Origin of the sequence: Brevundimonas faecalis (genome assembly GCF_040549405.1) — a bacterium.
Taxonomy (GTDB): Bacteria; Pseudomonadota; Alphaproteobacteria; order Caulobacterales; family Caulobacteraceae; genus Brevundimonas; species Brevundimonas faecalis.
Genome location: NZ_JBEPTF010000001.1, coordinates 537,851 through 562,594, shown reverse-complemented (window position 1 = coordinate 562,594; position 24,744 = coordinate 537,851). Strand labels below are relative to the sequence as shown.

24 protein-coding genes are annotated in these 24,744 nt (G+C 63.1%); 8 read left to right on the top strand and 16 right to left on the bottom strand.

The genetic code is table 11. From position 1 onward, the window contains the following. Window positions 1-579 precede the first annotated feature (579 nt). Window positions 580-1,539: a helix-turn-helix domain-containing protein gene (locus tag ABIE19_RS02640; RefSeq protein ID WP_354087565.1), complete on the top strand. Its 960-nt coding sequence runs from the start codon at window positions 580-582 to the stop codon at window positions 1,537-1,539. Window positions 1,540-1,574: 35 nt separating this feature from the next. Here the strand turns inward: ABIE19_RS02640 and ABIE19_RS02635 are convergent, their stop codons facing one another. Continuing rightward, the gene (locus tag ABIE19_RS02635) at window positions 1,575-1,730 is read right to left on the bottom strand and encodes a hypothetical protein (RefSeq protein WP_354087564.1); all 156 of its coding nucleotides are present in this window, start codon (window positions 1,728-1,730) and stop codon (window positions 1,575-1,577) included. 488 nt (window positions 1,731-2,218) lie between these two features. Here ABIE19_RS02635 and ABIE19_RS02630 point away from each other — a divergent pair, with 488 nt between their 5' ends. Continuing rightward, window positions 2,219-2,626, top strand: a complete 408-nt coding sequence (locus ABIE19_RS02630) for a hypothetical protein (RefSeq protein WP_354087563.1) — start codon at window positions 2,219-2,221, stop codon at window positions 2,624-2,626. A 227-nt stretch (window positions 2,627-2,853) separates the two neighbouring features. On the opposite strand, the gene ABIE19_RS02625 is transcribed toward ABIE19_RS02630, so the two are convergent. Then, a complete protein-coding gene (locus ABIE19_RS02625) occupies window positions 2,854-3,435 on the bottom strand; it encodes a hypothetical protein (protein ID WP_354087562.1) in 582 nt (193 codons plus the stop codon). A 783-nt stretch (window positions 3,436-4,218) separates the two neighbouring features. Then, window positions 4,219-4,455 (bottom strand): hypothetical protein, encoded by a 237-nt coding sequence (locus tag ABIE19_RS02620; RefSeq protein ID WP_354087561.1) that lies wholly within the window; start codon window positions 4,453-4,455, stop codon window positions 4,219-4,221. A gap of 233 nt (window positions 4,456-4,688) precedes the next feature. On the opposite strand from ABIE19_RS02620, the gene ABIE19_RS02615 reads away from it, so the two are divergent. Continuing rightward, a complete protein-coding gene (locus ABIE19_RS02615; RefSeq protein WP_354087560.1) occupies window positions 4,689-4,985 on the top strand; it encodes a hypothetical protein in 297 nt (98 codons plus the stop codon). 265 nt (window positions 4,986-5,250) lie between these two features. Then, window positions 5,251-5,544, top strand: a complete 294-nt coding sequence (locus tag ABIE19_RS17485) for a DUF6894 family protein (protein WP_435521124.1) — start codon at window positions 5,251-5,253, stop codon at window positions 5,542-5,544. Between the two features lie 400 nt (window positions 5,545-5,944). On the opposite strand, the gene ABIE19_RS02610 is transcribed toward ABIE19_RS17485, so the two are convergent. From ABIE19_RS02610 to ABIE19_RS02580, 7 genes are all read right to left on the bottom strand, one after another. Beyond that, window positions 5,945-6,232, bottom strand: coding sequence for a hypothetical protein (locus ABIE19_RS02610; RefSeq protein WP_354087559.1), 288 nt, complete (start codon window positions 6,230-6,232; stop codon window positions 5,945-5,947). A 12-nt stretch (window positions 6,233-6,244) separates the two neighbouring features. Continuing rightward, window positions 6,245-6,427, bottom strand: coding sequence for a hypothetical protein (locus ABIE19_RS02605; protein WP_354087558.1), 183 nt, complete (start codon window positions 6,425-6,427; stop codon window positions 6,245-6,247). A gap of 278 nt (window positions 6,428-6,705) precedes the next feature. Then, window positions 6,706-6,906, bottom strand: coding sequence for a hypothetical protein (locus ABIE19_RS02600; RefSeq protein ID WP_354087557.1), 201 nt, complete (start codon window positions 6,904-6,906; stop codon window positions 6,706-6,708). A 48-nt stretch (window positions 6,907-6,954) separates the two neighbouring features. Next, window positions 6,955-7,197: a hypothetical protein gene (locus tag ABIE19_RS02595; RefSeq protein ID WP_354087556.1), complete on the bottom strand. Its 243-nt coding sequence runs from the start codon at window positions 7,195-7,197 to the stop codon at window positions 6,955-6,957. Between the two features lie 118 nt (window positions 7,198-7,315). Then, entirely contained in the window at window positions 7,316-7,564 is a 249-nt protein-coding gene (locus ABIE19_RS02590; RefSeq protein WP_354087555.1) for a hypothetical protein, read from the bottom strand. A gap of 4 nt (window positions 7,565-7,568) precedes the next feature. Next, on the bottom strand, window positions 7,569-7,907 hold the full coding sequence (locus ABIE19_RS02585; protein WP_354087553.1) for a hypothetical protein: 339 nt from the start codon (window positions 7,905-7,907) through the stop codon (window positions 7,569-7,571). Window positions 7,908-8,409: 502 nt separating this feature from the next. Further along, window positions 8,410-8,622 (bottom strand): cold-shock protein, encoded by a 213-nt coding sequence (locus tag ABIE19_RS02580; protein WP_354087552.1) that lies wholly within the window; start codon window positions 8,620-8,622, stop codon window positions 8,410-8,412. A 282-nt stretch (window positions 8,623-8,904) separates the two neighbouring features. On the opposite strand from ABIE19_RS02580, the gene ABIE19_RS02575 reads away from it, so the two are divergent. After that, window positions 8,905-10,431, top strand: a complete 1,527-nt coding sequence (locus ABIE19_RS02575) for a peptidase S41 (RefSeq protein ID WP_354087551.1) — start codon at window positions 8,905-8,907, stop codon at window positions 10,429-10,431. 26 nt (window positions 10,432-10,457) lie between these two features. Here ABIE19_RS02575 and ABIE19_RS02570 read toward each other — a convergent pair whose 3' ends face one another. The 3 genes from ABIE19_RS02570 to ABIE19_RS02560 all read right to left on the bottom strand — a co-directional run bounded on the left by ABIE19_RS02570 (window position 10,458) and on the right by ABIE19_RS02560 (window position 13,758). Next, window positions 10,458-10,616 carry a hypothetical protein gene (locus tag ABIE19_RS02570; protein WP_354087550.1) on the bottom strand — a complete coding sequence of 53 codons (159 nt, stop codon included), beginning with the start codon at window positions 10,614-10,616 and terminating at the stop codon, window positions 10,458-10,460. A 784-nt stretch (window positions 10,617-11,400) separates the two neighbouring features. Continuing rightward, entirely contained in the window at window positions 11,401-11,613 is a 213-nt protein-coding gene (locus tag ABIE19_RS02565) for a hypothetical protein (RefSeq protein ID WP_354087549.1), read from the bottom strand. Window positions 11,614-11,775: 162 nt separating this feature from the next. Then, window positions 11,776-13,758, bottom strand: coding sequence for a YadA family autotransporter adhesin (locus ABIE19_RS02560; RefSeq protein ID WP_354087548.1), 1,983 nt, complete (start codon window positions 13,756-13,758; stop codon window positions 11,776-11,778). A gap of 146 nt (window positions 13,759-13,904) precedes the next feature. Between ABIE19_RS02560 and ABIE19_RS02555 the strand changes: the two genes are divergently transcribed. Beyond that, window positions 13,905-15,005: a helix-turn-helix transcriptional regulator gene (locus ABIE19_RS02555; protein ID WP_354087547.1), complete on the top strand. Its 1,101-nt coding sequence runs from the start codon at window positions 13,905-13,907 to the stop codon at window positions 15,003-15,005. Window positions 15,006-15,721: 716 nt separating this feature from the next. Here ABIE19_RS02555 and ABIE19_RS02550 read toward each other — a convergent pair. The 3 genes from ABIE19_RS02550 to ABIE19_RS02540 form a co-directional block, all read right to left on the bottom strand. Then, window positions 15,722-18,217: a glycoside hydrolase family 3 protein gene (locus ABIE19_RS02550; RefSeq protein WP_354087546.1), complete on the bottom strand. Its 2,496-nt coding sequence runs from the start codon at window positions 18,215-18,217 to the stop codon at window positions 15,722-15,724. 70 nt (window positions 18,218-18,287) lie between these two features. Further along, window positions 18,288-21,005 carry a TonB-dependent receptor gene (locus ABIE19_RS02545; RefSeq protein WP_354087545.1) on the bottom strand — a complete coding sequence of 906 codons (2,718 nt, stop codon included), beginning with the start codon at window positions 21,003-21,005 and terminating at the stop codon, window positions 18,288-18,290. A 122-nt stretch (window positions 21,006-21,127) separates the two neighbouring features. Continuing rightward, window positions 21,128-22,162 carry a LacI family DNA-binding transcriptional regulator gene (locus tag ABIE19_RS02540; protein ID WP_354087544.1) on the bottom strand — a complete coding sequence of 345 codons (1,035 nt, stop codon included), beginning with the start codon at window positions 22,160-22,162 and terminating at the stop codon, window positions 21,128-21,130. Between the two features lie 127 nt (window positions 22,163-22,289). Between ABIE19_RS02540 and ABIE19_RS02535 the strand changes: the two genes are divergently transcribed. Continuing rightward, entirely contained in the window at window positions 22,290-23,537 is a 1,248-nt protein-coding gene (locus ABIE19_RS02535) for an MFS transporter (RefSeq protein WP_354087543.1), read from the top strand. Between the two features lie 66 nt (window positions 23,538-23,603). Continuing rightward, the gene (locus ABIE19_RS02530; protein WP_354087542.1) at window positions 23,604-24,734 is read left to right on the top strand and encodes a glycoside hydrolase family 5 protein; all 1,131 of its coding nucleotides are present in this window, start codon (window positions 23,604-23,606) and stop codon (window positions 24,732-24,734) included. Window positions 24,735-24,744: the final 10 nt, after the last annotated feature.

The following is a 24,744-nucleotide window of genomic DNA, read 5'->3' as shown; positions in this document are numbered from 1 at the left end:
AACGATCCCGAGCAGGTATAGACGTCCGCGGGGTTCTCAACGCATTGGGCATTGGCCGGCGAGGCTAGGACCGTGAGGCCCAGCGAGCCGACCATTAGAGCAAAGCCAGATACGGTCCGTCGCAGACTCGACGACGTTCGACGCCGCGAAACGGGAGCTGGGAAAAGAGGCAACAGCGAAGCCATGAAGGTGATCTTTCGTTCCTGATTGGGTGCCCCGCCCCGGCGCGATCAGGTTCGAATTTCGGACGAACACGGCGCTACGACGGACGCCGCCACGGTAGGTCGCCGCCGATGCAAGACGAGGTGCATCGACCGTCGCCGTGCGACCTCGCTTCCATGCAACGGTTGCAACAGGAGACTCGAAGAAAACTCAGGCTGCGCCGCTGAAGCGATCGGCCGATGCTCAACCGGCGATCCCCGCGCCTCGACGAAGCTTGCGGCGGTTGGACCGCCCCCTTCGGTACGGACGATACGATCGATGCACGCACGGATACGTCATCATTGATATCTCGTCGGATGCTTGCGTCCGGACCGCCCGGTCGGCTCCAAGAGCGATCAAGCTGCCCAGGAGGCGATCTTGCAGTCCGCCGACATCGTAAAGGAGCATAACCCGCTTGCTCTCAGCCCCACTCCTGCGCTTTGCGATCGTCGAGTAAGTCAGGTGCCTGACGATTTCGCAAAACGGTTTACCCTGGCGCTGAAAGCGCTCTCCATGAGCCGTGGCCGATTGGCCTTGGAAATGGGCGTCGACAAATCGCTGGTCGGACGCTGGGCGTCGGGCAGCGTGCGGCCCTCCGCTTACAATCTGGAACGGCTGACGCGTTTTCTGGCCGAAAAACGACCCGGTCTGACGCTTCTCGATTGGGATCGCAGCCTGCCCGAGTTCGCGACGTTGTTCGGCGTGGACGCAGCCGTCGCCGCCAGAACGAAGAGCGGGTCGGGCCTCTCCGGAGCGCTGCAAGACATGGTGCGGAACGCAGTGGATTCGCATCTGACCGCCTATGAGGGCTTTTGGCGCACCACTCAGGCTTCGGTGTTCCAGCCGGGATGCTTCTGCCAGCAACATGGGATCATCCGCATCGAGGACGACGAGCTTCGCTTCGAACTCGGTGCGGACGGCATCCGCTACGGCGGGTCCATGTCCCCGGTCGAAGGGCAGGTGTTCGCCATCGCCAGCGACAGCGTGCGCCACGTGCCCTCCTTCCTCATTCTGAACGTCGTGCCTATGCCGAAGATCGTCCTGATGGATGGGCTGCTGATCGCCGCTTGCAGTTCCCTACGCATTCCCACCGCCTATTCGATCATCTTCGAGCGTGTGGGCGATTTGTCGCGGGACCGTGCCGCCGACGACGCCTATGCGACGGCTCTCATGCAACGGCCTGAATTCGTCGAAGACGACGATGTGGCGGAAGTGGTGCGACAGCATCTGCTGCGCGACTTCGGACCCAAGGCGGCCAGCGAGGGCGGAGAAATGATGCTCAGCGCGCCGCTTACGCCGCGGCTGGCTCAGATTATGGCGTTGTCTCGAGCGGCATAAATCCATCTGGCGTCAGCTCGTCTTCATTTTCCGCCTCAAGGTGATGTCCGCATCTTTTCAGGCACACGCTCTTCCCCGATCTCATCTCCGCCTCCGCCCGGAGGGATATCCTCCAGGGGAGGAGGCTCGGAACCTTCCGGATCCGGCTCGGAATCGTCCTGTTCAGGTTTTCTCGGGTTGGGATCGTTCATGACGTCTCTTTCTCTCTGAGGCTCACCAAAGAGAGCGCGCCCTGTTGGCGCACGTTCCATTGGCGCGTAGTCCGCGTCCCCCCTCCGGAAGCAGTTCCGCTGCAAAACACGCGAAGGTGATCCCTAAGCCAAGCCATAGGCCCGCCGAATCCGCTCCTTCGTATTGGCCGCGCCAAAGCCCTGGCGATTCCCAAAAGACCGTTGTTCAGATCCCTCAGCACTAAATCTACAGGGAATACGACGATAGAAATCTAGGAATTTGGATTCTCTGAAAGCTAGTTTCTTAGATTTTCTCCCCTATATTTCACCATAAGCGCCTACATGCCTTCTCGGATATGCGCTGAAACGAGAGGAAGATTTGACATCTTCCAAAGACAATGCCCCCTCAGAACACGGATTTAGAACGGCGCGTTCTCGCGCATGAGCGCATACTTCAGTTCCTCTTGGCGGATTTAGCTCTCGCCGACGAACCGCTTCGAGATCGCATTATGGCGGCCTTCTCGCCCCAAGGACGGCGGTCCTATCAACACGAACACACGGACACCGAGGATTATGCCGAAGCCTTCGTCCATCAGGTTCTGAAGCTCAATCAAGAGCGACCGTATGTGCGCGCCCATGTGAACACGCCCCTATCGCTTCCTCAGACCTCTGCGATTGAATCAAACGATGAAGTGCCGATTTGCGTGAAACCTCGCAGCGGCGTTTGGGAAGTCCGCCGGGCGTCCCGCCATATCGGCGACTATCTTGATCGCGCGAGCGCCATCGAGGCAGCGCTCTCCGCCGCCATGGAAGAAACCCATACTGGGGCAAAAGCCAAACTGATCGTTGACGGCATCAGCGTTTCACTTGGAAAGGGTGAGTTCGACCATACCGCAGAAAGGGGCTGGAGCGGTTAAACCGCAGCCTGCCTGGCCACCAGCTTCCTTCGATGGGCAGAAACGGCTTTCGAGCGAACACCGCGATTCTCAGATCGATCATTCCGAACCCATTATCATCGGTCGGCGTATTATCTAGCGCCGGGCTGCAAGCCTTCGCCGCGACGCCCAGACGACTGTATCCCCCCTGCAGATCGGCGCGCGCAAAAACGGGGAGCCGCTCCATCGGCTCCCCGCCTGCCTCCCGGTCAGGCCGGATTCAGCGCGAACGTGAAGACTTCCGTATAAGTGCCAGCGGGCGCCGAAGCCGCACCAGGTCCGGAAGGCGCTGCCGCACAACCCGAAGAGCCGGGATTGGTCGGATCGCCTTGGGTTCCACCCGCGCCCGGGCCGCCGGGAACGTTGTAGCAGAGGTTCAGGAAGAGGTCCGCGAAGAGGCCGTCAGCCAAGGCTTGGCTGTAACCGCCCGAGTTGGTGACGATCGCCGGACTGCCGGGCCAAGTGTCGACTGCGGCGAAGCCGAGGCTCGGCACGCCTTGGACGACCAGATCCCAGTCGTAGTTGATCAGGACCCCGGCCGGAGACTTGAAGTCGCCATTCTGAGCGCTCGAGGTCAGCTTGGCGCCGGTGGCCGAATTGCACGACATACGCAGAGTGGTGACTTTCTGACGAACCCCGTTGGCGACGGCCGCATTGCCGCCGGCCACATTGGCCAATCCGATGCCGCAGAAGTCAGTGACGCTGGTGGTCACGGTTACGTTGGTCTGTGCGCTGGACACAGCTGGGATAGCAAGCAAAGCGGCAGCCGCCGCAATAGCAAGAGCACGCATGATAGCCTCCGAATAAGTGTGTTTGAAAAGGAATTCGCCACATCTGTTGATGGGCGAGCCAATGCGGCGATGACCACATTGCCGACATATTGCTCCCCTCACCTCTGCTCGACATCCCTCAAACGCGCGAGCTTATTTGCTTAGTCAAATATGCTGATAAGCTAGACTTTAGGAGGCTACCATGGTCCGCTGCTCGACCCAGGACGAGCTCACCTGATGTTATTGCCGTTCCCCCTTACTCATTCGTGCAATAGCGTGCAGACTGCCCCCCATGAGAGGAGGCTTGGAAGCCGAGCTTCCCGGGCCTGAAACCACCTCCCCCATTAGAACGAGCGTTCACGCAACACGAAGGCAAGAACGCGTCGTCGGCCCGCCAAACGGCGGACGAGAAATCCATATGAAGAAGACCCGACTCAAGTTCGCCCTGCTGGCGGGCAAAGCTCTGGTGTCGTCACACACTCCAGGGCAAACCTAAACGGCGCCGCCCGAGCATTACACTCTCGACGCCCGAGACGTGGATCTGGTGACGGATCTGATGACGGGCCAATTCAGCTATGCTGAAATCGACCTAGCGATCGGCCAGCTTAAAAGGCGGTGGCGACCTCGACCATTTCAAGCGCCACGGCGCTTCATAGGCAATAGAGATGATGCTCACCCGAAAAACTCGAGAAATGCGAGAAGGTCACGCCCTGAACCGCCGTCATGCCCATCGGACCCGAGTTGAGCGCGACGTTTTCTTCGTGCCCTACCTGGCCCGTGGTCGGCCCCACAGGAATGGCTGGATCAGGATCCAGCGTCAGCCTCAGCAGTGGAGGAAGGTGTTTTTTTGCGTCCCATTGTCCAGTTAGTCATCATGCGCACTTTCGGATTGGGCGCGCACCAGATTTCGCCGGTTTCATTGATGGCCGTTACCCAGATCAGATTGTGTTCTTGGCCATAGTCGATGACTGCGAAGGCGTATCCATCGCCTTTTCCTTCCACACGGATCGGTAGGGTTGGTTCGAGCTGAGTGAAAGTCATGGTTCCTCCTAGCCGGAAGGAAACGTCAATGGCCCAGCGTCAGGTTCCAGAGTTCAGAATCGGTCTCAATGACTGCGTGGAAGGGCGACTGTGAGCCATAACGCATGTCAGAACACCCATGGTATCGGGCCGGACCTAAGGGGAAGCGTCTATGTTTTGCGATTCAGCCCCTTGAAGGGTCGCCGCCGCGCTCCAAATAGCGACCGCCTTCAATCTTCACTGGAGCTGCTTCGATGCGAACCGTCGTTGTTGAACCCTTTGGTAAAGCCTGGGCAGTCCGTGTGGACGACACGGAGCCCCGGATGTTTGCGCGGGGACGCGCCGCTGAAGAGGCCGCCAAAGACATTGCGGAGAGACTGAGCGCCCAAAGCGAGCATGTCGAAATTCACCTGTTTCTGAGGAATGGCGAAAAGGCCGCGCGCTTCATCTGCCTTCCTCCAGTATCTCCAGACGACACTCCCCATCTGGTCGGAGGAAGCTTGCTGGTCGTCGCCGCGATGGCCGGCGAAATGACCGAGGCAGCGGCGTAGGCACGGAACAGGCCTTCTCTGAACCCAGGGCGGGCCTCGTTGCGGAAGGCGAAGGCCCGACGACGGATCGGCGTTTTCAGCGCGGCGTTAGATTTTCGACGCCGCGTTTAATGGCAGTGCAAACGACTCCCAGCGTCTTCCGGGGTCGAGCTTTAAGGCTTCGCTAGAGACGGGGCATTCCCCCTGGCCGGTTCGACTGCTGGAATGGAACGAGTTGCGGGCAGTAGCGACCAGCTAGAGAGGGGTTGGTGCGGATGATCGGCAGATGGAGTTTAGGTGCCCTGGCGCTCGTGATGCAACGAATGGCGGCGCAACCGCTTCTCACTACATGACAACTTTTGTCTTTGAAACGAACGCCCAACCTGTCAGCGTTCCCAAGTGGGAGGTAGACTGCGATTGCATGGCAGATGCGCAGGCACAGGCCGTGAGAATGCTCGGCGACATTCTCAGAAATGATCGCAATGTCATGCCCGATGGAGCATCATTGTCGATGACGATTTCAGATGCCGTAGGGCACGAACTCTTCAATTTGAAGGTAAGCTTTGCAATAAATACTTAAATAGAACCCAAATTCTACGCAGCATTCAAATCACTCAATGATATGAATTTAGCAAATTTAAAAATCAAGATCGCATAAACATCCCGCAGACTACTCGCAATTAGCGAATTTAATGTAATCTCAAACCTATATGCTCTAAATTTCATCAAGAGATATATGTGAGAATTTATTGATTTACAAAATTATGCGGGCGATTTATATGATCGATTCACTCCAATACTATACACCTTGTTCGCCTCTCTCTTTCGAACGACCCACCCGCCTCCTGCGAGTCCTTTTCCCTCGCCATGCAGCTGCTCCGCAAGGTCGTCGCCTTTAGGAATCATGTCGCTGTGATGTTGATCATGTCGCCGCTTTCGTCGGCCGCACGGTCAATATTCCCGATCAAGACCCTCTGCTCCTACAATACCTCGTTACCGCGCCTCATCTCATCCGCTTGAGCTTTACGATTGCGCCCGCGTGCACGACGATAGCCGATATATACGACCAGATAAGCAATCATCACGATCGGCACGGCCGCCAGAAAACTGAAGCGAAGCGGCACATCGTAGAAGCTGCCGACTATATAGACGCCGATAAGGGCCACCACGGCGCCGTTAAGGCCGGCCCGCCACGCGCCTCCAGTTGGTTTCGGCGCGTATCGTTCAGCCCGCTCAGCCGCCTCGCTTGGTCGGTTCTCCGATTCCATCGGCGTATTCCTTCAGACTGGAGGGTAGTGTTTACGCACGAGCAGGCGCTGGCCTTGCCAGAGTTCCAGCGCTGGAGCGGCATACCGGTTGGAATTCATCTCGGCGATTGCACCTTCGTCGGAAGAGCACGCCAACGACGGCGCGCCGATCAACTCGCTCGCCAGCCCGAATTGATAGATATGATAGACAATCACGATGCAGCCTCCTCCACAGGCGGGAGTGTGCGGCGTGCGCTACCGGTCTCTCTCTGCCGCCGGCGCCCGAATAGTCAGCCAGCGATAACTGACTCTAACACGATCAGGCAAACAAACGGGCGCCTATTCGCATAGCAGGCTAGATATTCGAACGAAGCGGCCAGCCTTGGCGCCGGCTCGGCTCTTGATCGATCCTCAGCATCAGAAACCGGGCCGCTGCGTTTCCGTCTTCGCAAGACCGAAGCTTCCGGGTTTGCATCCAGCGAGAAGATGAGAGCCTAGATCGCGGAAGCGGCCTTCTCTGCGGCGATCCTCTTTTCGATCCGCGTGCGCAACTGCGTCCGAATGGCGTTTCCCTCGAAATGCACGCGGCCGCCGGTCCCATATCCCTCCTGAAACAGCGCCTGAAGAATGTCGCTGACCTTCAGGCAGGCCCTGTCGGAATCCGCGATCTCGAACGCGCGCTGGACGATATGCATGTGCCTTCTCCTGAAGATCAGCGGATCAACTGCAAGTTGAGGTTCGTCTCACGTTTCAACCAGACGCCACCCATGGAGCTGACCTGGCGCCAGCCGAATGGACACGATGTCGCCGATCAATGTCGCGGCCCGACCGTGAGGAAGCGCGGGCAACACATCCAGATCATGGCCGTTGATGAGCCGAACACGCCGCCCCCCGTGAGGGAGGAGGGCGACGACATGAGCCGCCATTGTGATGGCGCTCCCTCCGTCCAGTAATTTCGTTGCGGCGACGGCGTCGAGTTTGGTCATGGTCGAACCCTCCGAAGGGCCGCGCATGACGCCGACCACATGGTCGGTCTGGGGATCGACGTTTCGTAGATGGTGACGAAGGCGGGAATGCCAGCGTCACTGCAAGCGTCCGCCCCCGTCATTCCTCGCACCAGGGAGGCGGGAGTTCGCCGGCCTTGAAGAGGATCGTCGGGCTTTCATCATAGTCGCCCATCTCGGTATCAGCGGACACCGAATAGGCGATGACCCCGAGGCGAAGGGGCGCCAGGCGTTCCGCCTTCCTCCGAGCTTCCTCGGCCGTCTTGCAGCCCGCCGGCTGCTCGGCCTTCAAGCTCTTGCCCCTGCCCTGCACATAGGTCTGGACGATATGAACGGTCTCGACGGCCATGGACCTACCTATTGCGAGTTGGGACGGAGATCGCGCGGAGAGACGAGGAAGGTTTGGTCATGGGTCGAACCAGCGCATCGGCGACCTTCGTCAGGAAGCGATGACGCCGTTGAGCGGCCATGCCCGGATCGGTCCCGCGCAGCATGGCGCGTCCGTCAAAGCGGGGCGCTTCATCGCGTATTCGTTCAATGAGCGCTGTCAGATGCCCCGAGCCCTTCCGGGCGTCCATCAAGGCGGCGTGGGAGCGGGCTTCGACCAAGCGTCGCTGAAGCGCCGCATCCACATCCTGACCGAGCTCGGATTTGACGGCCATCTGAATGAAGTCATGGGCGTACAGGCGCACGAAGCTCTCCTCGATCAATGCGGGCCCCACAAAGCGATCGTCCTTCACCGTCAGGACGACCGCGGAGGAAGCGCGGTCTGGTGCCCCGTCGCTGGCGCAACCTTCTTCTTGGGGGCGCGAACGCGCGGCGCGGAAGGCGGTTTAGGAAGCGCGGCTCGCCTCGCCGCTTCAGCATCGATAAGCGGAAGGACGTCGGAAGCGGCGGCGATTTGGCCGGGCAAGCCCAACTGGATCAACCGCTCGGCGTTGACACGCAACGACGACAGGTCGGCGTCGCTCATTGTCGGAAGCATTTCTGACAGAGGCTTCATGGGTGGATCCTCTCGGAAGGTGCATGGTTGCGACGTTCCCGGCGCAACGTCTCGGCTGACCAGCGCTGGTCGTCGATATCCGCCGGACACGGCTTCCGCCTGCTGATTGAAGGAAGGCGGCCTGGCCCGAGCGACCACGGCCGCCGCCTGTCGGCGGCGACCGGATCGTCTCTTATCGTCCAGGCGGGATTTTAGGGCGCGACGGTAAGGCGGCCCGCGGATTCCTTGCCGCTCCGGGCGTCTCGTTCCAATTCAAAGCTGATCTTCTGCCCTTCGCTCAGGGAGCTGAAGTCGGAGGTTTCAACAGCGGAAGCGTGGACGAAGACATCCTTGCTGCCGTCATCGGGGGCGATGAACCCATAACCTTTGGTGGAATTGTACCATTTCACTGTGCCGGTAGCCATTTGGAGACCTCCGTCTGGCGTTGACCGCAGGGAAAACCCCTCGTCGGCCTGTCGGGTCTGAATGGGATCGGCTTTGAACCTCGGCGCGCAATGCAAAGGGCGGCAGCGTTACGCAAGGAGATCGACGAATAGGATATGGGAAGGCGAGACTGCCAACGCAAGGCAGGAGAAACCCGCGCCGTGCGGCGTCGATGCTCCATCTATCCCCCAACATCGCGCCGACCGTCATTGCTTTTCGAATCGCACCCTCTAGCTTCCGCGCTCCAATGGAGGGACTTTCAAATGAATCTGCGGCCATGGGGACTGTGCACCGCGGTCCTGGCGCTTGTGGCGCCGCCGGTCTGGGCCCAGCAGGCCACGCCGGAGTGGATGACCTCCCCACGCGACTGGTCCGCGACCTTGAAAGACGATGTCGACGCCGTGGGCCGCATCATCGAAGAAACCCATCCGGGCATGCACGACGATCGCAATCCGGCTTTCCGTCAGCGCGTCGAGGCAGGCTTGACCGAGGCGCGTGAACGCGCGGAGACGACGACGGACGTCGGCGGTTGGTGGTGGACCATGCGCGGCCTGATCGCCGGGTTTGACGACGGTCATGTGGACATCGGCCTGACCAATCCAGGCGGGTTCCCGACGCGCTGGCCGGGTTTCCTCACCCTCTATGACGGCGCCGAGCAGGTCGTCGCCAGCCGGGACGAGGCGGATGGCGACAGCCCGCCCCTGGGCGCCAAGCTGATCGCCTGCGACGGCGTGGACGCCGCCGCCCTGGCCGAGCGCCGCGTCGGCGCCTTCCGCGGTCGCTGGTTCCTTGAAGCGCAGAAGCTCCAGTTCGGCGATTGGGTCTTCATGAGCGCCAGCAATCCGTGGACCCCCGAGATGTCGGGGTGCCGCTTTGAGGTCCAGGGCGTCGAACGATCCTACCGCCTGACCTGGCGAGCGATCGAACCCCAGGACCTCGGCGCGCGACGCACCGCCCTCACCCAACGGGTTTCGCCTCCTTTCGGCCTGAAGACGTTGGATGACGGCGGCATATGGTTGTCGATGCCGTCGTTCAACGGCGATCCCAATTCCGAAGCCTACGCGGCCCTGACGGCCCTGCTGGCGGAGGCGGCGGAAAACCAGGCTCGTCTACGCGCCGCTCCCTATGTGGTTCTCGACGTTCGCGACAACGGCGGCGGTTCTTCGCACTGGAGCGCACGGCTAGCGCTGACCCTCTGGGGCGGAGACTGGGCGACGACCCATCTCATGGCTCCTATCGAGAGTGTGGATTGGCGGGCGTCTGAAACCAACATCGCGGGTCTCAGGACCCTCCGGGATCAACTGAAAGCGGCCAACGGCGACCCCCAGATGATCGCCTGGGCGAACAATGCAATCGATGGAATGCAGGGCGCGATGGCCGCCGGCGCCCCCCTGTGGCGAGAACACACCCCGCAGGAAACCCCGCCGACCTACGCCGTCCCCCCGGAAAATCCGATGAAGGGCAACGTCTACGTTCTGACAGACTTCCGTTGCGGGTCGGCTTGCCTGGACGCCGTCGATCTGTGGAAGACGTTGGGCGCCGTCCAGATCGGTCGGGAGACGAACGCCGATACGGTCTACATGGAACTGCGCGAAAACGCCCTACCTAGCGGTCTGGCCAAGGTGTGGGTGCCGATGAAGGTCTATCGCGGCAGGGCTCGAGGCAACAACGAACCGCAGGTTCCAGCTCATGTTTTCGCTGGCGGCATGGCGGATGAACAAGCGCTTCAGACCTGGGTGCAAGGGCTGGCCTCAGGCATTGGCATCTCCGGGGATGGGACCTCGCCATGAATGGCGAGGCCTTTGTTCAATCCGGATCAGTCGTTGTCCAAGTTATCCGCATTTTCAGGCTGATTGGCGGGATCCTCGTCCTGCCCGCCTGTGTCCCGATCGTTGTCCTGATCCGGCTTGGGTTGGTTGACGGGATCCTGGTCGTTGTCAGGATTTTGCTCTGGTTGTTGCTGGACGTCGGTCATGGTGTTCTCCGTTTGATCACACCAAGGAAGCAGCGTGCTGCGCACTTGTTCCTACAGCGGCGCTACACGAAAGAGTGCCTCCAGCTCAGTTGGTCTCACGCAACCTAAAGGGCAAAAACCGGTTCGCACGCATACGACCCCTCGCGTGACATCGGGGGCGGTCGACATACGGCCGCGCGCCGACAGCTCGGCGGTAGGTGGTGCACATAGCCATCTCCGCCATGGCGGCCTCGCGTTCGTCCATCGCCCGCTTGGCTTCGGTCTCCAGTGCGACGACCAGAGTGGTTCGGTCCAATCCCTAGGTCCGCAGGCCCCTCGGCGGGCTGTTCCGAGCCAAATCGGCCACGGCGACGAGGTGGAAGGCGGTTTTCGACAGGACCTCGGCCGGTTGGACATCAATCCAAGTCTTGATCGCCGTCCACGGCGCCTCCGACTTCACGGTCACTGAAGCCGGCGAGGCGGCCGCCGAATGCTTCGGTTGGTGTAGCAGGGTGGACACCGGCGTTCGATGGTGAGAGCCTTACCCCCCTACTTAGGAGAGCGACGTGGACACAGATTTGGAGGCCACGCGCGCGAGGCTTGACGTACTCGAGTTGGTCCTATGTCGTACGCTAGCGCACCGAGACCCTGACTGGGCCAAGAATTTAGATCAGTTTCTTCACGGGCTCAGCGAGAATATTCTCTCCGATCTAGATTCTGCACCGCGAGAACACCAGCACGCTCAAGCCGCCCTGCGCCTTTGCGATTTGCTTGAACGTGAGATCGGGCAGGCTGAGAAGTCGGCTTAGCTTTCGAGGTGTCCGGTCTTCATTAGATTGAGGATGACCGGATCCTTCAGAAACGCCTCCACCTCAAGCGCATAGGCGCGGTTCGCTTCCGTTTCATTGAAGATCAAGCGCGCCGACTGGAGACGATGGGTTGTCAGCCAGAAACTGACCTCGTTCTTGTCCGCCTGCTCCACGCGCTCCAGCTTCACGCCCGCTTTGGCGCGGACCACGGTTCGTGTCGTTTCTGACATGGTCGCCTCCTGCACCGCTTTAGGTCGAGAATGTCGGGTTGGTTCGGCCCCGTCACCGAAGGGATAAATATCTCATCGTCCAAAACGACCCACTCGCAACAGAAGGGTGGCAGTGTCCGTGCCAAACTTCGGAAAGCCGCGTCAGAACTCTCCACTCATCCCGACCCGAAAGGCGCTTTCACGGCCTGAATGGGAGAAGCCCGCCGAGATGGCGAGCGGCCGCTCCCCACCTCCGATGCGGTGTGCGATCGACCCGCCGATAGCGGTCTCCCCGTTGAACTCGGCGGCGTTCACGGTCCAGCTGGTCCTGCCCGGGGCCGAGGGCATCGGAGCCGAGGACATCGCCATTGCGGCGGCGATCCCGCGACGGGCCTCCAGGCGCGCGTCCGACGCAAAGTTGGAAACGCCGACTAAGGCCGAACCGACGTTGTCAAACGTGCCCATGTAAAGCTCATAGCGGGGGGAGCTGATCATGCCGGTCGAGCCCGCCGTCGCACCGCCGCCCAAGGCTGCCGCGACGGAGGCGTTCGCAGCCCCAAGCTGGGCGACATTCACGGCGTCCGTCGCCGCTAGACCGGCCGCCACGTTTGTCACGCGACGCTGATTGGTCGCCGAGCCTACAGAAAGGGTGTTGGCCTCGGAGGCGATGGAGCCTGTTCCGATGGCGACGCTGTTGTCGGCCAAAGCTTGCGCGTTTGGCCCTGCGGCGGTGGCGTTCAGACCGGTGGCGATGGCGCCGTCCCCGAATGCCGCGCCGCCGTTCGCCGCGCTGGCCTCGGCTCCGACAGCGACCGAACCGGTGGCTGTCGCGCCAGCGCCGATGGCGATCGCGTTCACGCCCGTCGCGGCCGAGTTCTGGCCCATGGCGACCGCGCCGGCGGCTGTCGCGCGGGCCGCATCGCCCATCGCCACGGAAGAATTGCCCGACGCCTGAGCTCCGGCGCCGGCCGCTGTCGAGCGACTGCCGGACGCGACGCTCGCACCACCCATTGCGGTCGAGCCGACGCCGGTGGCCTGGGCGAGGCCCAGCGACCCGTCGGTGCGGAAGTGGTTGGTCCCCGTGGCATTTATCGCGGCGAAAGCGTCGCCTGCGTTGCTGTAGAAGACACCGCCGACGCCGTAGCTGGGCGCGGTCACCACGGCATTGATGGTGTCATAGGTCGCGCCGCCGCCGAGAGCTTGGGCCAAGCTTTCCCCCATAGAGTCGCCGCGATTGATCGCGGTATCGGCCGTCTCCTGGGCCGTGGCGGCGTTGGCGAGAGCGGTGATGGCCGTGGATTCGGCAATATAGGCCCGTGCAAGCGCGCCGTTCGCTGTTGTCTGTGCAGAGGCGGCTTCGGTCCGGGCCGTCTCGGCGGCGGCCTGCGCCGCTTGGGCGACGCCGAGGGCGGCGCCAGATCCGGCTTCCAAAGCCGAAATGCGGCCATTGGTGCTGAAGAGTTGGTCGCCCGTCACCGCATCGGCGCTGCCTGCAGCGATCGCTCCGTTTCCGACGTTCACGATCCGGCGACGGTTCGCCGCTGACCCGACCGAGAACGTCATGGCCTCGGTAGCTGTCGAGCCGGCCCCGATAGCCACCGAGAAGGATCCGTCCGCACGGGCGTTGAAGCCCATGGCCACGCCATTCTGACCGCCAGCGGCGCTGATTGTGCCGATCGCGATCCTTGAGCCGTTGTCGCCGCTCGCCGATGCGCCGCTGCCTATGGCGATGTTCGAGCTGTCTGCGCCCGAACTGTCCGCGCCCGTTCCGAAAGCGGAGTTGCTGCTGCCGTTGCCCCGTGCCGTCGAATAAGATCCTACCGAGGTGTTTGCGGCTGCGCCCGTTCCATAGGCGTTCGATTCACCGCCGATTGCGGTGTTGCCGTTACCACCGCTTGCAGTGGCGCGGTAACCGACGGCGGTCGCATTGACACCGCCGTTCGTGTTCGCGAGAGAACCACAGGCGGTCTGGCTCTCTCCCTCCGTGGTTTGCTCGCCGGGATCCTCGTTTACCCCAAAGCCGGCTTGGCTGCAGGTGGACTGCGCATCAGCAGTGTCAGCCATTGCGACCGTTGCCAAAGCCAGAGCGGCCGCCGCACCATGGAGCACCCAGCGCGTATCACGTGACTGTTGGAACTTGATCATCGAACTCTCCCAGCGAAATCTGGGAAAACTGCTAGGATCGACTCCTGACCGTCGCATCATCCAGGTGAAGGATGCGCAGCGCCGAAACTCCTACCCGTCATCTTGTCGCCCCCTGCCTAGGGCGGGGCAGGCGCAGCGGAAAAGAAATGTCCGACACCCTGCTCGACCACATCTATGAATCGGCGTTGATCCCCGAGAAATGGTCAGGGGCGTTGGACGGGATGAACCGGATCTCGAACTCACGATCCAACTCGCTGTTCGTATTCAGCGACCGTTTCAGCCCGCGGGGCATCTCCACCGACATGACCAGCGACCTGCTGGAGGCTTTCCTGCAATCCGATGCTTGGCGGATGAGCCCTAGCGTTCGCTGGACTCTGGATACACGACCCGGGGCATTCAGCTCCGTAGACGATGTGTTGAGCGAGGAAGAGGCGGTCGCTGATGCGGTCTGGGCCCCCCTGGCCGCGCGCGGCTTCGGCCAGAGGTTGGCGACTGTCATCCCGCTGTCTAGCGGCGATCAGGTGACCTTTGTACTGGCGCGGATGCGGGATCAAGGCGCATACAGCGCTGGCGAGGTCGCCGCCCTGGATGGCCTGAGGCCCGACCTGCACCGCGCCATGTTCATCTCCGCGCGGTTGGGCCTGGAACGCGCCAGCGCCATGACAGAAACCTTGGCGCGGCTGGGTCTGGCGGCGGCCGTAGTCGATCCGACCGGGAAAGTCATCGGGTCGAACGCCCTTCTCGACAGCCTGAGCATAATCCTGTCGCCGACTGCGCTGGGCCGGATCGCCATCCGGGATCGGGCGCGGAACCAAGTTTTCCGGCAAGGGCTGGAACGGATCGGAAATCGGGATGCGCCGCCGGGCGGCCTGTCCATCCCAATTCCCGCCGCGCCGGACGGGTCCCATCCTCCTCTGCTGATCCATCTGCTTCCCGTACGGGGCGCGGCGCAGGATATCTTTGCCGGCGGACAGGCCTTGATGGTGGTGTCCCTACTCGAGCGGAAGGCCGCGCCGTTGCCGGAACTGCTCAACGGCCTGTTCGATCTCAGTCCGGCCGAAGCCCGTCTGGTCAGTGAGCTGGCGACGGGAATGACGCCGCGAGACATCACCGTGGCGCGCGACGTATCCATGGCGACGCTGCGCAGTCAGGTTCGCTCGGTTCTGGCCAAGACGGGCGTGTCGAGGATGGCGGATCTGGCTCAACTGCTTGCCCAGATTCCGATCGCAAATGTGCGGAACGATTAGGTCGTGACAGCTTGTAGTTTTGGAATAAGCCAGCGCCTGAACTTCCCTGGAGCGCCCTATTGAACGAGTCTGAGTCAGCCGAAATCCGGGCGTCTTTGCGCCAACAACAGTCATTGGGTTGGAGGCCTTACGGCAAACCCGACGCTCAATCGTCAGCGGCGACTGCGCCTCGCAGGTCGGCGAGGCGAGCTTTGCAGACTTGGTCCGTCAGATCGTGGAGGATCCCGACCCGCTCCGTCAGCCAAGCCAGTTCCTCGCTGCTAATCCTCTAGTGCTCGGAATAGCGGGCCTTCACATAGGCCTCGCGCAGAAGCTCGAAGCAACGGCGGTCGAACTTGGTCTCGCGAGGCCAAGCTTCCGCCAAACGGGCGTCAATGGTCTCGGCCTTCTTGCGCAGGAAGGCAAGATTGTGAGCCTTGCCGCTGCAGGCGCTGCGCCCCAGTCAGGCTACCTCGACCTCTCCACCCTCGACGGCCTCGGCGTCACCGTCGCGACCCCGTCGCTCGGTGCGGCGCCGGCAGTCGTGGAAGTCGATTCCATCGTCGTCGAGGCCCAGGCAGCCCCTGCGCCGCCAGCAGAAGATGCCGGCAGCCCTCGAGGCCAGCTTCCGGTCCATACATTGCAACACCCTAATCTCACCTGGACCCTGGCGATTAGGTCCGCCCCAAAGGGGCTTGTCCCGGCGCATGGCTTCACCGCTTTAGTGAGTTCTTTTCTCAGCTCGAGGGACAGATCGCCTCGGCGTCGTGGGGAACGAGGCCGATGTCCGCCAGGGAGATACGGAGCGGGGTCTTTGAGCCAAGGACAAAGGGGGTCTCCACCGCCGTCAGACCTGCCGCCTCAGCGTCAAAACAGGCCAGCCTGATCTTAATCGTCCGCCACTCGCCGATCTTGGCGTCACGCAGCAGCGGCGCGATATCGATCCGATCCTTGCCGAAGCCCAGCTCAACAGGTCCAGCGACCCGGCTTTCGAGCCTGACCCCGGCTGTAAGCACCATGTCGCCGTTACGCTGGCGAGACAGGTCCACGGCCGGCCCGAAGATGACGGCCTCCGCCTCTCCCGAGAAGGAAAGCGCCATGGCGCTTTCCTGGGCTGCTCCGTCTGTCGAGCGGACCGAGAGGTTCCCTCTCGGACTGGCCGACGACAGCGCCTGCCCCACCCGCGCATCGCCGCCGCTGTCGCGGAGCAGAAGCGACCAGGGCGACTGAACGCGTCCGTCGCGGAAATATCGGTCGAGATTGCTTCTCGTGATGGTCGCGGCGCCGTCTTCCGACAACGGGCCGACAGTCTCGGGCTTTGCGTAGCTCAGCCCATAGCCATAAGCAAACTGAGGCGCATAGTTCTCGTCACCGAAGTTGAGAACGTTCTGATCGGACGAACGCGGCCAGGAGAAGGACAACCGGCCTGTGAAATCGACAGGCTTGCGCCCACCCGAGCCCCCGACCAGCACGTCGGCGACCCCGCCGCCCTCCGTACCGGGAAGCCAGGCCGCGACGAAGGCGTCCGAGGCGTTGATCTCCGGATTGACCCAGAGCGGACGCCCGCTGAGGAAGACGGAGACAGTGGGGATTCCGGCAGCCTTGAGACGGCGCAACAGGGCGAGGGGCTCTTCGGGACCAAAGTCGAGCGTCTCGATGTCCCCCTGGAACTCGGCGTACGGCGTCTCGCCGAAGACCACGACGGCGACATCAGGCTTTTGCACGTAGTCGCCGTCTTCGCTCAGTTCAGCGACGCCGCCCGCCTCGGTCACCGCTTCGCGCAGACCGGCCCAGATCGACGTTCCGCCGGGGAAGTCGGCGTTGGTGATGTCCGTGCCCTGCCAGGTCACGGTCCAGCCGCCCGAGGCCTGACCAATGGAATCAGCGGCGGTCCCAGCGACGAGGACGCGAGCGCCTGCACGGATCGGCAACACGCCGTCGTTCTTCAGCAGCACCAAGGATTTACGCACGGCCTCACGCGCCAACGCGCGATGCGCAGGTGAGCCCAGAACGTCGGTTCGTCCTTCAAGCGAGCGATCCCGGTCGAAGACGCCCAGCTTGGCCTTCACCCTCAGGATGCGGCGGACGGCGTCATCCAGACGCGCCGCCGGGATTTCGCCCGACCGGGCCTGGGCCAGCGTATTGATGTAGAGACCTCGCCAGCTGTCCGGCGCCATGAACATGTCCAGCCCGGCGTTGATCGCCTGCGGGCAGCTTTCATTGCTGCAGCCCTCGACCTGGCCGTGGGCGTTCCAGTCCCCCACGACGAAGCCCTCGAAGCCCATCCGCCCCTTCAGCACATCCGTCAGGAGCGAGCGGTTTCCGGTGATCTTCTCGCCGTTCCAGCTCGAGAAGGAGGCCATGACCGTCAGGACGCCCGTATTGATCGCCGGGACGTAGCCCTGGGCGTGGATGGCGATCAGTTCGGCTTCCGAGATCACGGCGTCGCCTTGATCGACGCCGTTCTGCGTGCCGCCGTCGGCGACGAAATGCTTGGCCGAGCCTGCGATCCGGTCAGCCGCCAGCGGGCGTCCCTCGACCAGTTCGCCCTGTAGTCCCAGGGTCATCGGCCCGGCATAGGCCGCGCCGATTTCCGGATGCTCGCTATAGCCCTCATAGGTCCGTCCCCAACGGTCGTTGCGCGGAACCGCCAGGGTAGGCCCAAAGGTCCAGTCGGCGCCCGAGGCCGCGACCTCCTGGGCCGTGGCTTCGCCAATGCGCCGGATCAGGTCGGGGTCACGCGCGGCGCCCAGGCCGATGTTGTGGGGAAAGAGCGTCGCCCCCACGATGTTGTTGTGTCCATGGACAGCGTCGATGCCGAACATAAGGGGCACCGCCGCCCCCGGTCGCGCCGCAGCCGCCGCCCTGAAGGCGCGCGACAGGGCCACCCAGTCTTCCAAAGGCGCCCGCTCATTGCCTCCCGGCGAAGAATTACCGCCCGCCAGAATGGACCCGATGGGGTAGAGCGCCAGATCCTCCGGCGTGATGGAGGCGATATCGGCCTGGACGATCTGACCGACCTTCTCCTCCAGGGTCATACGGGCCAGCAGGCCGTCGATCATGGCTTCGGTGCGGGCGTCTGTGATCGCGCGGGGGCTGGCCGCCCTGGGCCAGACGGCCGGATCGGCCTGGGCGCTGACGTTCTCGGCTGCCGAAGGCCAAGCGGACGCGCAGCCGGCGAGAACGGCCGCAAGGGCGATGGCGGACACGAGCGATCGACGGGACGCTGACATGCGGGACCTCGTACTGAAGAAAAAACGGGCGACGCCGATCCGAAGACCAGCGCCGCCCCAGTTCAGGAGACTAGAAGTTGGCGCGCAGACGAAGGCCGGCCGTGCGAGGCTGGTTCAGGAAGAGGACGTTGACCACCTCGTCCGACACCAGTTGCTTCTCGACGACCGTCTTGTCGAAGACGTTGTTCACATAGGCCTCGATGCGATAGCGGCCGCTCGACGGCTCCCAACCGGCGCCCAGATTGACAGTCACATAGCCCTCCTGGCGCGCCCAGAAACCGCCGTCCCGCGCCGAAGTGCTGCGCAGGAAGGGACTGGACAACGGCGCATTCGGATTGACGGTCGTCCCCGCCATGGAAGCCTTGAAAGCGTCATAGGCGGCCTGGCCGGCGGCGTCCGAAGGCCTGTCGGCAAACTGGATGACCGGGGCCTCGTTGTAGATATTCAGGTAGTAGGACGACCGATAGTTGGCCAGGAGATGGAAGTCCGCGCGACCGCCGAACAGGTCCGCCGTCTTCTGCAGGTGGGCGTTGATATTGACCTTCGAGACGTTGGGCAGGTCGTTGTCGGCGATGTCGATGTTGAAGTTGGGCGTGCCGTCGCCGTAGTCGGTCCCACGCGTGTCCGTCAGCGCGCCGCTGTCCGCCTTGGCGTCGATATAGGCGGTGATGATGTCCAGGCGCGAGCGGAACGGCAGGTCGAAGCGTGTCTCCAGCTCGAAGCCCTTGATCGTGGACTGGGCGACGTTGACGTTCTGTTGCGAGAAGCCGGCGCTGGCTCCGCCCGGTCCGGTGCCCAGGGACACCAGGGTCTGGAAGACCTGATCCGCGTAGTCATAGTAGAAGACGTTGGCGTTCACATCGATGCGGCCGCTAGCCGGCCGGAAGGTGTTCTTCGTCCCCAGTTCGAACAGGGTCACCGATTCCGGCGCGAAGGTCGGCGCGGTGGCCACGCCGTTGACCGTGATGGTGTCGTTGAAACCGCCCGACTTGTGACCCGTGGAAACCGCCCCGTAGAAGAGGTTGTCGTCCGTGAAGTCGTACTCGAAACCGACGCGGTAATCGCTGAACGAGTCTTCATACGAACCGCTCTGGGCGCCCGGCGCCGAGATCTGGAAGAAGCTGTGCTGGCCGTCCGCCGGGCAGATCTGACCGCCGCCGCCAGGCTGGATGTCGGGACGGTTGATGCAGGTGCCGTTCGGACGCGAGCCCTCGGCGACGCCGGCGATCTGATCCAGGAAGGTGTCGCGCGCGCCGGGACGGAAGGCGCCCATGAAATACTTGGCCGCTTCCTGATTATTGCCAGGCGTCGGCGCGACATAGCTTTCACGTCCGGTGAAGATCGGGCGGAAACCCTCAGTGCCCAGACGGGAGTTGAAGCAGCAGTTGTAGTCCAGCGAACCCAGGCCCAACGCCCAGTTGCCGCCGACGCCGTTACGCGACTTGTTCTCTTCTGTGTAGCGGAAGCCGCCCTTGATGCGCAGTTGGTCCGAAACCGGATAGGTCACGTCGAAATAGGCGGCGAAGGAGTCAGACTTCACGTCGGGGAAGGTGAACTCCGTGCCAGAGTAGAACTGACCCTTGTCGACGACGGACAGGAAGCCGACCTGCTGTTCCTCCTTGAAATAGAACAGACCCGTAGACCAGACGGTCCTGGCGTCCGGCGACGAGGTCAGCCGAAGCTCGTGAATGTCGGACTCCGACAGGGTCAGCCAATACTGGGTGCCGAAGTTGTCGTAGTCGACGTTGGCTGCGCCGTAGCCGGGGCGCACGACGCCCTCGTTGGCGGCGTTGACCTGGTAGTAGTCGACGCTGCGACGGCTGGCGGAATATTCGAGCACTGCGCCGCCGAAGTCATAGGAGGCGTTCAGCGCCAGGCCCCAGTTGTCGTTCTCGACCAGTCCCTGCGGGCCGCGGAACAGGACGTCGCGCAGTTCGAGATCATCCGGCTTTCCGCCGTTGACTAGGCCGTTTCGGATATTGGTCGCAGGATAGCCTGTGCCGCGTTCGGACTCGTAGTCGCCCATCAGGCTCAGCTTGAACCGGTCATTGGGCTGATAGAGGTAGGAGGCGCGGGCGGAGAAAAGCTCCTGGATGCCCGTCGGATCGAGCGTCTTGTCATCCCCGACATTCTTGTAGGCCGTGCCGCGATCCACGCCGTAGACGGCCAGGCGTACGGCCTGGACATCCCCGATCGGCAGGTTGATGGCCGCCTCATAGCCCGTGGTGTCCAGCGTGCCGACTTCGCCCTGGACATAGCCCAGCCGTTCCCCGAGGCGGGCCATGTTGGGGATGATGTTCAGGGTTCCGGCGACGGCGTTGCGCCCGCGTAGGGTGCCCTGCGGTCCCTTGGCGATTTCAACGCGTGCAATATCGAAGAACATGCCGCCGAGACCACGCGGCCGAGGCAGATAGACGCCGTTGAGGTGGGTCGCGGCCGAGGGATCGCCCAGTTCGGTGTTGTTCGCGGTGCCCACGCCCCGGATGTAGATCTGGACGTTGCCTTCCTGGTTGGAGATCGACAGGCCCGGCACCGCCGACTGCAGATCCTCGATCTGGTCGATGCCCACCGCCCGCAGGTCCTTGCCGGAAATCGCCTGGGCCACCCCGGCGTAATCCTGCAGGGACTGTTCGCGCCGCTCGGCCGTCACCACCACGTCGCCGAGGTCGGTGGTTTCATCCTGCGGCGTGGCGGTCGGCTGTGCGGCCTGGTCCTGAGCCAGAGCCGAACCGGCTGAGATCGCCAGTGCGGCACAGCCGAGCAGAAGCGATTGTCTGAAGCAGATCATAGTCTTCCCTCCCCGTGGGCCCTGTTCTTCAGAGCTCCAGCGTGACGACACATCTAGCGATGAGCCCGTTTCCCACCTTGAGCCTGACTTCATTTGACAGCGCTGTCAACGATGGACCGAAATCAACCCGGCGGCTGGGTCGAGGCGCGCTCCACGAGAATGTAGTCGATCTTTTCGACGGTCCGGTCCGGGTCCCGGGCCGCTTCCAGCAGCATCCGCGTCGCCGCCGCCGCCATCTCCGCGACGGGTTGGCGGACTGTCGTCAGGGGGGGCGTGCTGAACATGGCGCTGGGCGTATCGTCGAATCCGCAGACCGATACGCCCCCCGGCGCGGACACGCCGAGCGAGGCCGCAGCGTTGAGAACCCCAAGCGCCATGTCGTCGTTGCTGGCGAAGATGGCGCTGGGCCGCGGGTCGGTCGTGAGAAGCGCCTCTCCTGCCCTGCGGCCGGACGCGAAGGTGAAATCGCCTTCGACCACAAGGTCCGGCTCGGCGACCAGGCCATGGGCCTGAAGCGCCTGATCATATCCCTCGCGTCGCGCCCGACTAGCCGGATAGGCGTCCGGCCCCGAGACGAAGCCGATCCTGCGATGCCCCAAGCCGATCAGATGGGCGGTCATGTCCGCCGCAGCCTGACGATCATCCATGAAGACCCGCATGCCCCGGCCGAGATCCCGTTCCGCACCCAGCCGCACGAAAGGCGTGCCCGTTCGCTCAAGAACATCCAGCACGGTCGGATCATCGGCGTTCGGCGGCGTCAGCAGCACGCCGTCGGGCCGCAGCGACCGCAACAGGGCCACGAGCCGAGCCTCAAGGCTGGGAGCGCCATAGTCCACCAGTTCGACGAGCAGGTGATACCCGGCCTTGCGGCACTCCTCGAGGGCGCCGAACTGGAGCCGGCTGAGGTAGTCGTTGCCGCGTCCGCTGCGCCAGTGTTCGAGCGTCAAATCGGCGTCAACGAAGGCCGCGATCAGATAGGAGGAGGCGCCGGCGAGCGATCGCGCCGACAGGTTCGGCTGGTAGTCCAGGCTGACGACGGCGGCCTGAACCTTGGCCTGAAGGGCGGCGCTGACATTGGGCTCGCGGTTGAGCACGCGCGAAACCGATTTGATGGAAACGCCGGCAAGGGCGGCCACATCATAAATTGTCGCAGCCATTCTGGTCAGCGCCCCTGCTGACGAACGCAACCCGTCGCCGCTTCGAACCTGTCCTATGCCGCGATTGCCGATGGACCCGCAAGATTTCGCTCGCGAAGGCCCGTGACAATCGTCACAGTTCCGCGTCATGCAGCTTGTTGACGACGTCGAGCCCGCCCCCGCCGCGCGGGTCGCCCCCCGTTTCATCGCCGTTCTGACCCTGGCCTATGTGGGGGCCTTCATCGCTTTCGTCCCCCTTCTCAGCCTGCTGACCCCCATGCAGGCCGAGGCCCTCGCCCCCGCCGACAAGATCGGCCTTCTCAGCCTTGTGTCGCTCTGGGGCGCCGTGACCGCCAGCCTCACCAACCTCGCCGCCGGCTGGGCCAGCGACCGCACCCGGGTCCGTTTCGGGCGACGCCGCCCGTGGATTCTGTGCGGTCTCGTCGGCGTCCTTCTCGCCTACGGCCTGATCGCCAGAGCCTCAACGCCAGTCGGGCTGCTGGCGGGCGTCATGGCCTTCCAGTTCGCCTTCAACCTTCTGTTCGCGCCGCTTCACGCTATTTTCGCCGACCTAGTGCCCCACGAGCAGAAGGGCCAGGTGGCGGCCTTCATCGGCATCGCCGCCCCCATGGGCGCCGCAAGCGGCGTTCTGATCGCCGCCCCGTTCCTGTCCGATATTCCGACACGCCTCATCGTCCTGGGACTGTTGGTGGCCTTCTGCATTCTTCCGCTCCTGCTCGTCTGGAAAGAGGCGCCGCCGGCCCGTCTGCGCAAGAAGGCCGTCGCGCTCGCCTCGCCCCAGGGGAAGGGCCGGAACCTCGACTTCGGTTTCGTCTGGGCGTCCCGGTTCTGCTTCCAGATCTCGGCAAGCGTGGTCAGCGCCTACATGCTCTTCTACCTCGCCGATCATGCGCGATATGCAGAACAGTTCCCCGGATCGACCGTGGAGAGCGGTCTTGCCCGGCTGATCGCCTTCTCGACGCTCCTGACCCTGGCGGCGGGCTTCGCCGGAGGGTTGATCTCGGACCGCTTCGGCCGCCGAAAGCCCTTCATCCTGCTGGCGGCCGCCCTTCTCGCCGGGGGGCTTCTGATCTTCGCCTTCTATCCCCAGTGGCCAGGCCCCCTGCTCGGCTATGTCTTCTACGGCCTGGGCTTCGGGCTCTACACCACCGTGGACACCGCTCTCGTCGCCCAGATCCTTCCTTCACGGCGCCACACCGCCCGCGATCTCGGCCTGATGAACCTCACCAACACCCTCCCCGCGATTCTGGCGCCCGTGCTGGCCATCGCCGCCCTTGGTCCGGACCGGTCCGACTGGTCGATGCTGATGATCGTCTCCGCCGGGGTCGCCCTGCTGGGCGGGCTTGCCGTGGCGGGCGTCCGAATGGCGCGATAGAAAACATACGACAGCGCTGTCAATTTCAAAATCATGACTCTACAACGGCGTGGGGAGGGTCATTCGATGAGCAAAAACTGGGCTCGCGCCGCCATGCTCGGCGCCGCCGTGCTGACCATAGCGCCAGGCTGTTCGGCCGCGGCGATGGCCACCGCCCCGTCTATCGCGCAGAGCCTGTCGGCGTCGACCGCGCGCGAGGCCGCCGCGCATATGGGCAAGGGGTTCAACCTTGGCCAGATGTTCGACAACACCCAGCATCCTCCCACTCTGGAGGCGGCGCGTCCCAAGATCGACGCCTATTATGCGCGCGGGTTTCGCAACCTGCGGATACCCGTCACCTGGACCGAGGATGTCGGCGGAACGACCCTCGCGGACCCCGACACAGGGCGCATCGACCTCGCCTCACCTCGCCTTGCGGCCCTGACGGCGGTCATCGACTACGCCCTGTCCAAGCCGGGCCTCTACGTGGTCCTCAACGCCCACCATGAGAAGCGTCTGAAGGAAGACGGCCGCGGCGATGTCCTGGAACAGTTGTGGACGGACATCAGCGACCGGTTCGGCGACCGCGATCACCGCCTGATCTTCGAAATCCTGAACGAACCCCACCTGGCCAACCATGATCCCATGTCGCCGGCCGTTCTGCGGCGCATGACCGGGCGGGCCTATGACAGGATCAGGGCCCGGGACGCCGAACGGATCATCATCATCGGCGGCAACCAGTGGTTCGGCGCAGACGAAATGGCCCGGACCTGGCCAAACCTCTCCGCGGTCGGCGATGGCCGCGATCCCTATCTGATGGCGACCTTCCACCACTATAACCCCTGGGCCTTCGCGGGCGACAACCAGGGCGACTACGCCGACGCCTGGACTGACGCCGACATCCGCGGCCCGATGGAGATCATGGCGCGCTGGGCCTCCACGACCGGCGCCGGCATGCCGGTCTACATCGGCGAGTGGGGCGTCGGCTGGCACAGCCGGCTGCCGACCATGAACTGCAACAACGTCCGCCTCTTCTACAGCCGGTTCAACCAGACCCACGCCGCGGACATGGGCATGCCCACGGCGGTCTGGGACGACGGCGGGTGGTTCCAGGTCTTCGACCATTCCACCAACAGCTTCTCCCACAACCTGATCGACTGCATCGACGGCGCCTGCACCTGGGCCGGCGAAGAGCGGTTCAACGCGGACTGCCTCTAGGCTTCGCCCC